This is a genomic window from Pseudomonas sp. TNT2022 ID642 (assembly GCF_028656995.1).
Taxonomy (GTDB): Bacteria; Pseudomonadota; Gammaproteobacteria; order Pseudomonadales; family Pseudomonadaceae; genus Aquipseudomonas.
In genome coordinates this window covers 51,120-62,300 of record NZ_JAMDGW010000014.1, presented here as the reverse complement: position 1 = coordinate 62,300, position 11,181 = coordinate 51,120, and the positions used below count along the sequence as shown (strand labels likewise).

The 11,181-nt window shown below is 59.8% G+C and carries 8 protein-coding genes; 6 read left to right on the top strand and 2 right to left on the bottom strand.

From position 1 onward, the window contains the following. Nucleotides 1-96: 96 nt before the first annotated feature. The 6 genes from M5G26_RS14480 (at nucleotide 97) to M5G26_RS14455 (ending at nucleotide 7,435) form a co-directional block, all read left to right on the top strand. Complete coding sequence (locus M5G26_RS14480; protein ID WP_273915786.1) at nucleotides 97-1,344, top strand: TolC family protein; 1,248 nt, start codon at nucleotides 97-99, stop codon at nucleotides 1,342-1,344. 49 nt (nucleotides 1,345-1,393) lie between these two features. Continuing rightward, entirely contained in the window at nucleotides 1,394-2,581 is a 1,188-nt protein-coding gene (locus M5G26_RS14475; RefSeq protein ID WP_273915785.1) for an efflux RND transporter periplasmic adaptor subunit, read from the top strand. Between the two features lie 15 nt (nucleotides 2,582-2,596). After that, nucleotides 2,597-5,746 (top strand): CusA/CzcA family heavy metal efflux RND transporter, encoded by a 3,150-nt coding sequence (locus M5G26_RS14470; RefSeq protein ID WP_273915784.1) that lies wholly within the window; start codon nucleotides 2,597-2,599, stop codon nucleotides 5,744-5,746. Between the two features lie 221 nt (nucleotides 5,747-5,967). Next, the gene (locus M5G26_RS14465) at nucleotides 5,968-6,171 is read left to right on the top strand and encodes a co-regulatory protein PtrA N-terminal domain-containing protein (RefSeq protein ID WP_150693910.1); all 204 of its coding nucleotides are present in this window, start codon (nucleotides 5,968-5,970) and stop codon (nucleotides 6,169-6,171) included. A gap of 78 nt (nucleotides 6,172-6,249) precedes the next feature. Next, nucleotides 6,250-6,582 carry a DUF2790 domain-containing protein gene (locus M5G26_RS14460; RefSeq protein WP_273915783.1) on the top strand — a complete coding sequence of 111 codons (333 nt, stop codon included), beginning with the start codon at nucleotides 6,250-6,252 and terminating at the stop codon, nucleotides 6,580-6,582. Nucleotides 6,583-7,054: 472 nt separating this feature from the next. Next, nucleotides 7,055-7,435, top strand: coding sequence for a DUF6124 family protein (locus tag M5G26_RS14455; protein ID WP_273915782.1), 381 nt, complete (start codon nucleotides 7,055-7,057; stop codon nucleotides 7,433-7,435). Between the two features lie 557 nt (nucleotides 7,436-7,992). Here M5G26_RS14455 and M5G26_RS14450 read toward each other — a convergent pair. Beyond that, nucleotides 7,993-9,318, bottom strand: coding sequence for an OprD family porin (locus M5G26_RS14450; protein WP_273915781.1), 1,326 nt, complete (start codon nucleotides 9,316-9,318; stop codon nucleotides 7,993-7,995). A 395-nt stretch (nucleotides 9,319-9,713) separates the two neighbouring features. Further along, nucleotides 9,714-11,177, bottom strand: a complete 1,464-nt coding sequence (gene nuoN, locus M5G26_RS14445) for an NADH-quinone oxidoreductase subunit NuoN (RefSeq protein WP_007920173.1) — start codon at nucleotides 11,175-11,177, stop codon at nucleotides 9,714-9,716. Nucleotides 11,178-11,181 lie beyond the last annotated feature (4 nt).

Genomic DNA, 11,181 nt, shown 5'->3' with positions numbered 1-11,181 from the left:
TGGATAACGGATTTGTAATGTTCCAGTCACCTTGTCGATAAGTTCAAAACCCTACCGTGGCGGCATCCGAGATTCTTGAATAAAGGAAGTCTTCCATTGCCCGGTTTAATAGAACTGACGGCGCGATCACGCCTGAAAAAAACCGCCAGCGGCATCCTGTTGTTGGCCTGTACCAGCCTCGCGAACGCATCGACCCTGACGCTGGACCAAGCCCTGCAAAGTGCCTTCGCCGGCAACCCGGAGCTGGCCGCTGCGCAGTGGGAAATCGGCATCGCCCAGGGCGATCGGCAGCAGGCTGGCCTGATCCCCAACCCTGAGGTGTCGTGGGAAGCCGAAGACACCCGCCGTGACTCACGCACCACCACGGTGATGCTCAGTCAGCCAATCGAACTGGGTGGCAAACGCGGCGCACGGATCGACGTCGCCAGCCGTGCGCAAGATGCCGCCGGGATTGAACTGGAGCGCAGGCGCAATGTCTTGCGTGCCGATGTGATTCAGGCGTTCAACAGCGCGCAAACCGCGCAGCAACGTTTGCAGTTGTCTCGCCAGTCGCTGCAACTGGCCGAGCACGGTGTGCGCGTGGCGCAAGGGCGCATCGAAGCAGGCAAATCATCCCCGGTCGAAGGTACGCGCGCGCAAGTGCAGCTCTCGGAAGTGCGCCTTGAATTGAGCCGGGCAGAGCGCGATCAGGCCACTGCGTACCAACAATTGGCGCAAGTCATGGGCGCGGCATTGCCGACATCGACCAAGGTGCAGGCACCCACGCAAAGCATGCCGGCCGTTCCACCAGCGACAAGATTGCTCGAGCGTCTGAACGAGACCGCCGAACTGCGTCTGGCCAAGTTGCAGATCGATCAGCGTGAAGCATCGTTGGGCCTGGAAAAGTCCCAGCGCATTCCCGATCTCACCGTGAGCATCGGCAGCCAGTACAGCGAAACCGAGCGCGAGCGGGTCAACGTGGTCGGCCTGTCGATGCCGATTCCGCTGTTCAACCGCAATCAGGGCAACGTGCTCGCCGCCGCCCGCCGAACCGATCAGGCGCGGGATCTGCGCAACGCCACCGAGCTGCGATTGCGCACGGAAATCCAGACCAGCCTTGAGCAATGGCAGACCGCCAACGGCGAAGTCACTGCGTTCAACCAGACCATCCTGCCTGCCGCGCAAAGTGCGGTCGACAGTGCCACGCGCGGTTTCGAAATGGGCAAGTTCGGCTTCCTTGATGTGCTCGATGCGCAACGCACGCTGATCGCAGCGCGCAGCCAGTACATCCAGGCCGTCAGCGAAGCCACCGACGCCCGCGTACGCATCGAACGGATCTTCGGCGACCTCAACGTCAGCCCTTGAATTTCACTTTTCACAGCACTGCGCGCAGGTATGACGCAGAGGAGTTTCCATGGATAAAAAACTGATGGTGGTCGCGGTGGCGACGTTGGCGCTGGGCATTGGTATCGGCTCGCAGTGGTCAGGTAACGCAAGCATCGACGCGCATGCCGACGAGGCTTCCGAGCACGCCGATCACGCTGAAGAAGGCGCAGCGGCTGAACATGCCGAAGAAGGGCACATCGAATTGAGCGCCGAACAGATCACGGCTGCCGGTATTCAACTCGCCGAAGCGAAGGCGCATAGCATCAGCCGCGGCCTGCCATTCCCCGGCGAAGTGCGCTTCGACGAAGACCGCACCGCCCACGTCGTGCCGCGCGTCCCGGGCGTGGTCGAGTCGGTGACGGTCAACCTCGGGCAAACCGTGAAGAAGGGCCAGTTGCTGGCAGTGATCGCCAGTCAGCAGATCTCCGATCAGCGCAGCGAACAAGCCGCCGCGCAACGTCGTTTGGCCTTGGCGCGTACCACCTACGAGCGCGAGAAAAAACTCTGGCAGGACAAAATCTCCGCCGAGCAGGATTTCCTCCAGGCCCGCCAGGCACTCCAAGAGGCTGAAATTGCCCTGAGCAATGCGCAGCAAAAGATCAGCGTGCTCAGCGGCAGCGTGGTCGCCACTGGCGGCAACCGCTACGAATTGCGCGCGCCGTTCGATGGTGTGGTGGTGGAAAAACACCTGACGCCGGGGGAGGTGGTTGATGAAACCACTGCGGCATTTACGCTCTCGGACTTGTCGCGAGTGTGGGTGACGTTCGGGGTGTCGCCGAAGGACTTAAAAAAGGTGCAAGTGGGCAAGTCGGTCACTGTCAGCGCGCCCGAACTGAACGCTGAGGTGGTCGGCAGCGTGGCTTACGTCGGCAGCTTACTCGGCGAACAAACCCGCACCGCGACGGTTCGCGTCACTCTGGAAAACCCCCAAGGCTCGTGGCGCCCCGGTCTGTTCGTCACTGCGCTGGTGGCGACCGACAGCCGCGAAGCGAAAGTCGCCGTACCGGAAACCGCGATCCAGACCGTCGAGGACAAACCTACGGTGTTCGTGCGTACCGACGATGGTTTCGAAGCGCGCGCAGTAGAGCTGGGCAGCCGCGCCGCCGGCCATGTGGAAATCACCCAAGGGCTGGAAGCGGGCGCGCAAGTCGCCAGCGCCGGCAGCTTCGTCCTCAAGTCGGAGCTGGGCAAAGCCTCAGCCGAGCACAGTCATTAATTCTGGAAGGTCCTCATGTTCGAACGCCTGATCCAGTTTGCCATCGAGCAGCGCATCATCGTCCTGCTCGCCGTTCTGCTCATGGCCGGCCTCGGCATCGCCAGTTATCAAAAACTGCCGATCGACGCCGTACCCGACATCACCAACGTCCAGGTGCAGATCAACACCGGCGCCGCCGGGTTCTCGCCGCTGGAAACCGAGCAGCGCATCACCTTCCCGATTGAAACCGCGATGGCCGGTTTGCCGGCGCTGGAGCAGACCCGTTCGCTGTCGCGCTCCGGCCTGTCGCAAGTCACGGTGATCTTCAAGGACGGCACTGACCTGTTCTTCGCCCGCCAGTTGGTCAACGAGCGTTTGCAGATCGCCAAGGAGCAATTGCCTGAAGGCGCGGAGGCGGTCATGGGGCCGATCTCTACCGGCCTCGGCGAGATCTTCTTATGGACGGTGGAAGCCAAGGAGGGCGCACTCAAGGACGACGGCACAGCCTACACGCCGACCGATTTGCGGGTGATTCAGGACTGGATCATCAAGCCGCAATTGCGCAACGTCCCAGGTGTTGCCGAGATCAATACCATCGGCGGTTTCGCCAAGGAGTACCAGATTGCGCCGGACCCGAAACGCCTGGCCGCGTACAAGCTGACCCTCACCGATCTGGTCACCGCGCTGGAGCGCAACAACGCCAACGTCGGCGCCGGTTACATCGAGCGCAGCGGCGAGCAGTTGCTGATCCGCGCGCCGGGGCAAGTGGCGAGCACCGAAGACATCGCCAACATCGTCATGGCCAATGTCGACGGCACGCCGATCCGGGTGAAGAACGTCGCCAGCGTGGAAATCGGCCGCGAATTGCGCAGCGGCGCGGCCACGGAAAACGGCCGTGAAGTGGTGCTCGGCACGGTGTTCATGCTGATCGGTGAGAACAGCCGCACCGTCTCGCAAGCCGTCGCCAGCAAGCTTGAACAGATAAACAAATCGTTGCCGCAAGGCGTGATCGCCGTGCCGGTTTACGACCGCACGCACCTGGTCGACAAAGCCATCGCCACGGTGAAAAAGAACCTCATCGAAGGCGCGATTCTGGTCATCGCGATTCTGTTCCTGTTCCTCGGCAACATTCGCGCGGCACTGATTACCGCGATGGTGATTCCGCTGTCGATGCTGTTCACTTTCACCGGGATGTTCAGCAACAAGGTCAGCGCCAACCTGATGAGCCTCGGTGCACTGGACTTCGGCATCATCGTCGACGGCGCCGTGGTGATTGTCGAAAACACCCTGCGTCGACTCGCCCATGCGCAGCAGCATCACGGCCGTTTGCTGACTCGCGCCGAGCGGTTCAAGGAAGTGTTCGCTGCGGCGAAAGAGGCGCGGCGACCGCTGATTTTCGGCCAGTTGATCATCATGGTCGTGTACCTGCCGATCTTCGCATTGAGCGGCGTCGAAGGGAAAATGTTTCACCCGATGGCGTTCACCGTGGTCATCGCTTTGCTTGGCGCGATGCTGTTGTCGGTGACCTTTGTGCCGGCGGCGATTGCGTTGTTCGTGACCGGTAAGGTCAAGGAAGAAGAGGGCGCGGTGATGCGTGGCGCACGTCGTGTTTATGCGCCGGCGCTGGCCTGGGTCATGTCCCATCGCGCAATCGCAGTGGGCGCGGCGTTGGGTGTGATTGTGCTCAGCGGTGTGCTCACCAGTCGTATGGGCAGCGAGTTTGTACCGAGCCTCAGTGAGGGCGATTTTGCCCTGCAAGCGTTGCGTGTGCCGGGCACTAGCCTGACGCAATCGGTGGATATGCAGCAGCGTCTGGAGACGTTGATTCTGGCGAAAGTGCCGGAAGTCGAACGCGTGTTCGCCCGCACCGGCACCGCCGAAATCGCCTCCGATCCGATGCCGCCGAATATCTCCGACAGCTACGTGATGCTCAAGCCGAAAGAGCAGTGGCCGGATCCGGGCAAGTCCCGCGAGACTCTGATGGCTGAGCTGCAAGCCGCCGCAGCGACGTTGCCGGGCAGCAACTACGAGCTGTCGCAGCCGATTCAGTTGCGCTTCAACGAACTGATTTCCGGCGTGCGCAGTGACGTGGCGGTGAAAGTGTTTGGCGATGACATGGATGTGCTCAACGCCACCGCCGCGAAGATTGCAGCGGCGATGCAGAAGGTCAACGGCGCCTCTGAAGTCAAAGTCGAGCAAACCACCGGGTTGCCGGTGCTGACCATCAACATTGATCGCGACAAAGCGGCGCGTTACGGGCTCAACGTCGGTGATGTGCAGGATACGATCGCTGTCGCGGTGGGAGGGCGCAAGGCGGGGACGTTATATGAGGGTGATCGGCGCTTCGACATGGTCGTGCGTTTGTCCGATGCCATGCGCAAGGACATCGACGGCTTGTCAGCGCTTTTGATTCCGGTGCCTGCTGTGAACGGCACGGCCAATCAGATTGGTTTCATCGCCCTGCAAGACGTCGCCAGCCTCGACCTGGTGCTGGGGCCGAATCAAGTCAGCCGCGAAAACGGCAAGCGTCTGGTGATCGTCAGCGCCAACGTGCGCGGGCGCGATATCGGTTCATTCGTCGCAGAGGCGGGCGAGGTGATCGAGCGTGACGTGCAGGTGCCGGCCGGTTACTGGACCAGTTGGGGCGGGCAGTTCGAGCAACTGCAATCAGCGGCCAAGCGCTTGCAGATCGTGGTGCCGGTGGCGTTGCTGCTGGTGTTCGGGTTGTTGTTCATGATGTTCAACAATCTGAAGGATGGCTTGCTGGTGTTTACCGGGATTCCGTTTGCGTTGACCGGGGGCGTGATGGCGCTGTGGTTGCGCGATATTCCGCTGTCGATCTCGGCCGGGGTCGGGTTTATCGCGTTGTCCGGGGTGGCGGTGTTGAACGGCTTGGTGATGATTGCGTTTATTCGTAATTTGCGGGAAGAGGGGCGGTCGCTGTCGGACGCGATTCATGAGGGTGCGCTAACGCGTCTGCGGCCGGTGTTGATGACGGCGTTGGTGGCGTCGCTTGGCTTTATTCCGATGGCGCTTGCGACCGGCACAGGTGCGGAGGTGCAGCGACCACTGGCGACTGTAGTGATCGGCGGAATCCTGTCCTCCACGATCCTCACGTTGCTGATCTTGCCGGCGCTCTACCAACTCGCCCATCGCCGGGATGAGGAACCGGTTTCATCTGAATAGGTAATCTCCTGTAGGAGTGAGCCTGCTCGCGATAGCGGTCTATCAGTCAAATCTACATTGACTGACCCACCGCTATCGCGAGCAGGCTCACTCCTACAGGTTTTGTGTTCGACTTCAGAAGAGTGTCGGGCACATAACGGATATGTAATTTCCCCGCCACCGTCACGAAAGGTGCGCCTTGTTACCTTGATCCCGTCAGCTACTTAAACGAGGAATCAACGATGAAACTTGCCCAACTCAGTACCTTCGCAGCCGCTCTGGCGATCTCTTCCGTGGCGTTGGCCGAAGGCGGTGGCGACCGCACTTTCGAGCGGATGATGACCAGCCACGACCGCTCTATGGAACTCTTCGTCGCCAAGGAAAAAGCCGCCGGCAACCCGGTAGTCGTCAACGACAAGAAAGATGACAAGACCCGCGATCTGTAAGCCTGCTGCACCTGAACAAGCCCGTTATCGCGCATCGATGCCGGGCTTTTTTTACGCCCGGACGGGAAGGAAAGAGATATGAAAGTACTCAAGTTGATCGCATTCGCCGCTGTCATGGCGATGTCTGTGAATGTGCTGGCCGAAGGCGGTGGTGACCGCACTTTTGAACGCGCGCTCAGCGCCAACAGCAAAGCCATGGAACAGTACGCCGCCAACCAGGGCAAAGCGCCGCCGGTAGTGAAGGATTACACCTACGGAATGAAGCTGGACGTGGCCAAGGTGGTGAGCGTGGTGAAGCCGCAGCCTGCTTGCAAAGTGGTGCCAACGGCCATGACCTACGAGGACTCCAAGGGGCAGCTCAACACCATCAAGTACAACGTGATGGGCGTGTGTCGAAACGGCGGGAGCTGAATCTGTAACGTCTGAACGCGGTCCCCTGTAGGAGCTGCCGAAGGCTGCGATCTTTTGATCTTGATCTTGAAAATCAAAGTCAAAAGATCGCAGCCTTCGGCAGCTCCTACAGGGCCGAATTTCAATATCACGATGCGTATTTCAATTCGTGATGTTTAAAGGCTGTGTTGGAAATACGGAACCTTCCCACAATGTTTTCAGGTTGTCCGTCGGACGTCAGCTCTCTAGCCTGTGTGGGTCGCTGCCAATTCAGCGATCGGGATTGGAACCCCGGGACCCAAGAAGCGCAAAAGTGGCTTTCATGACGTATGCTTGCGCACCTTCATGGTGTGCTCTCTGTTATGGCGGCTGTGCGCGGGAGACTTCGAGTCTGCCGGGTTTTCTCTGGTCCCCGGGTTCCAACCTGCGTACAGCTGCCACCCCTCGCGTGGAACCGAATGGGCCAGCTCCACCGCAAGACTGGAGATACACCATGAAAAAGCCAACCCCAAATCCCCCCGAAGCAGACGCAATCCCCGACGCCAACTCAACATCCCCTTACGCCTCCGTCGACACCCGAAAACTCCACGAAGCCGCCGACCGCGCCCTCGATTTCTACCTCAAACCCTCAGCCGCCATCATGTCCGCACCGTACATCCCCAACCAGATGTTCCTCGTCAATCCCAAAGCCGACACCGAATCATTACTGGCCAACGCCAGCGAATCCCTGGCCTCGGCCACGGTGATGCTCGGTGACTTCGCCGCGCTGCTAGGCGGCACCCATCGCAAGACCCTGCTCGGTATCGCGCAGGTGGTCATGCTTGGCGAACTGGCGGTGAACAAGGCGCTGGATAACGTCGAGCCTGCAGCGTAGCTATCAATGGCCGGGTTTTATCCGTTGTTTTTGCGTTGACTCAAAATCCTGCCCCCTCACCCCAGCCCTCTCCCCCGAGGGGGCGAGGGGGAAAGGGAGCAGATCTTCAAGCCATTCAAAATCAGAGTACGCCTCGGTTTTTCGGGTCGATGTATCTTCGACAACCAACTCGGTCAGTCCCCTTTCCCTCAGGGGGGCGAGGGGAGCAGATCTTCAAGCCACTCAAAACCAGAGTACGCCCCGGTTTTTCAGGTCGATGTATCTTCGACAACCAACTCGGTCAGTCCCCTCTACTCGAGGGGGAAGGGAGCAGGTTTTCAAGCCATTCAAAACCAGAGTGCGCCCCGGTTTTTCAGGTCGATGTATCTGCAACAGCCAACTCGGTCAGTCCCCTCTACCTCTGGGAGAGGGCTAGGGTGAGGGCCGGGCCTAAACCTGGAAAACATAACCACGGCAAAACGCAAAGCAAAAAAAGGCGCCCCGAAGGACGCCAAAAGATTCACCTCTTACCAAAGGAGCAAGGAGCTTCTAAAGGTGAATTTGCATCAACCGCGTAATCAGAGAATCGCCAACGGATACTCGACAATCACCCGCACTTCATCCAGATCCGACTCGAACGCCGTGGCGCGGGTTGTGGCTTGGCGCAAGCGTAGCGACAGGTCTTTCATCGAACCACTCTGCACCACGTATTTGACTTCGATATCGCGCTCCCAACGCTTCTGATCAGTCAGCGGATTGCCCTCGGCATCGCGGCGCATGTACACGGCGTTGGCGTTGGAATAATCGGCGTCGGTGCCGCGCGCATAACGGGTCATGAACGACAGACCGGGCACGCCATAGGGGGTCATGTCGAGGTCGTAGCGCACCATCCATGAACGTTCCTTGGGCGAGTTGAAGTCGCTGTACTGGATGGAGTTGTCGAGGAAAATCGAATCAGACTGGCGCAGGTAATCGAAGTCGTCATTGCCGTTGTTGCGCTGGTGGGAGAGGGCGACGGAGTGGGCGCCGAACTTCACGCCGGCGCGGCCGCTCCAGATGTTGTTGTCGAATTCGCCGAGCAGTTGTTTGCCCTCGTCGACTGCCTTGTAATAGTTCAGGCCGCCGAACAGCGACAAGTCATCCGACAGCGGATACGTCCACGCGGTGCCGGCGTAGTACTGATTCCAGGCATCCTTGAGGCGACTGGAATACAGGCTGAAACTGAGGTTTTTGTTCAACACATAGTCGCCGCCACCATAAGCGATCCACGGCGAATTGACCGGGCCGGCATAAAAGGTCGCGAAGTTCTCGCGCATGTCGCTGGACACCGGTTGGCTCATCGCATGCAGTCGACCGCCCTGAACCGATAGACCTTCAATACTGGTGTTGGTCGCTGTCACGCCGCGAAAGCTTTCCGGCAGCAAACGCGAGTCACCCGCCGCCACTACCGGGTTGGCCGGGAATACATCACCGACCCTGACCACCGTATCGAATGCCCGCACTTTCGCCGCGCCACCGACCTTGGTGTATTCGTCCCGCGCCTCGCCGTCACTGTTGACCGGCAACACATCAAACGAACTGCGCCCACCGTTGCGCCCGTCACCGGTGTCGAGTTTCAAACCGATCATCGCAAACGCATCAACACCCACCCCGACGGTGCCTTGGGTAAAGCCGGATTCGAACTTGCTGATCACCGCGTGCGACCAGGCTTCGGAATAACCGTTGCCGGTAGGGCTGGACTGGCCGTTGCGGTGATCACGATTGAAGTAAAAGTTGCGGTTGAGCACCGTCAGGCTGCTGCCTTCGATAAAGCCTTCGGCTTTTTCTTCTGCAAACACCATGGACGGCCCGGAGCCGACCACCACCGCTAAAGCGGCCATCGACATTTTTGTATTGTTAACCATCAAACACTCCTTGGGTTCGGCAGAACGGGAACGTGCTTCGGCGTGGGTTTTATTGTTCGGCGGGGCTGGGCCCGCCGGCATGGTCGCCGGGTCACATCGTTGCAAGCTGCGGATAACGCCAAGGTGATGGGGGAATTACAATTTCGTCATGTGGTTATAGGGATTGAGTGAACACCACATAAAACTGTGGGAGTCTGATAGATCGCTTTTCAGACAAATTCCTAAAAAGGGGAGAGCGTAGTAAGTCAAAAGATCGCAGCCTTCGGCAGCTCCTACAGACCGCATACCATCCCAATGTAGGAGCTGCCGAAGGCTGCGATCTTTTTGATGTTAAATCCCGCAAAAACAAAAACGGCACCCGAAGGTGCCGTTTTCATTTCTAGCCAGCCAAGCAATCAGCCCGCCAGACCCGCCTGCTGAACCAGTGTCAGCAATGGCTGCGGGTACACACCCAGGAAGAACGCGACCAGGGCGATGGCCAGCAGCATCACGCCGCCTGCCTTCTGTTCCCAGTGCAGCTGGGCGTCGTGGCGACGCAGGTTTGGTTCGATCAGGTACAGGGTGACCATCACGCGCAGGTAGTAGAAGACGCCGATGGCGCTGCCCAGTACCAAGGACCCGACCAGCCACCATTGGTGCGATTCGACACCGGTGGCGATGATGTAGAACTTGCCGATGAAGCCAGCGGTCAGCGGGATACCCGCCAGCGACAGCATCATCACGGTCAGCACGGCGGTCAGGTACGGACGGCGCCAGAACAGGCCGCGGTATTCGTACAGGGCATCCGCGTCACGGCCGTTGTACGGCGAGGACATCAGGGTGATCACGCCGAACGCGCCGAGGCTGGTGATCACGTAGGTGACCAGGTAGACGCCGATGGCTTCCACCGCCAGACCCTTGCTCGCCACCAGCGCGATCAGCAGGTAGCCGAAGTGCGCGATGGACGAGTAACCGAGCAGACGCTTGAGGTTGCTCTGGGTCAGGGCCAGCAGGTTACCGAACAGGATCGAGGCGATGGCGATAACGGTCAGCACGTCGCTCAGCACGCCGCTGCTGGCAGCAGGGGAGATCTGGAACAGACGCACCATCACCGCAAACACCGCAACCTTCGAAGCGGTCGCAAGGAACGCAGCCACTGGAGCCGGTGCACCTTCGTAAACGTCCGGCGTCCACAGGTGGAACGGTACCAGCGACAGCTTGAACGCCAGACCGATCAGCATCATGCCCAGGCCCAGTTGTGCCAGCGAGCTAGGCAGGCCAGTCGCAGCCAGGGCCTGACCGATACCGACGAAGCTCAGCGAACCCGAGTCGGCGTACAGCAGCGCCATACCGAACAACAGGAACGCCGAACCTGCAGCCGACAGCACCATGTACTTGATGCCGGCTTCCAGCGAACGCTTGTTGAAGAAGGCGTAAGCCACCAGACCGTAAACCGGTACCGAGAGCAGTTCCAGGCCGATGAACAAACCGGCCAGGTGCTGCGCGCTGACCAGAACCAGACCACCGGCGGCGGCCATCAGGATCAGCAGGTAGAGTTCTTCACGGTTGCCCGGGTAACCCGAACCGCCATCGCCCAGATAGGCGTGGGCGAGGGTGACGCAGGCGAGGGTGGCGACCAGAATCAGCGCCATGTACAGGCAAGCGAAAGTGTCGATTTGCAGCAGTGGGGTCACGGCCAGAGGCGCGACTTTCAGGGCTGGGAGGATCGACAGCAAGGCCAGGTTCAGACCGGCGACCGAGATCAGGAAGGTCTGCGAGTGGTTGCGGCGCCAGGCGATTGCCAGCATCACCACGATAATGGTGAGGCTGGTGATCAACAGTGGCGCAAGCGCAATAAAGTGTTGAATCGTGAATTCCATAGCG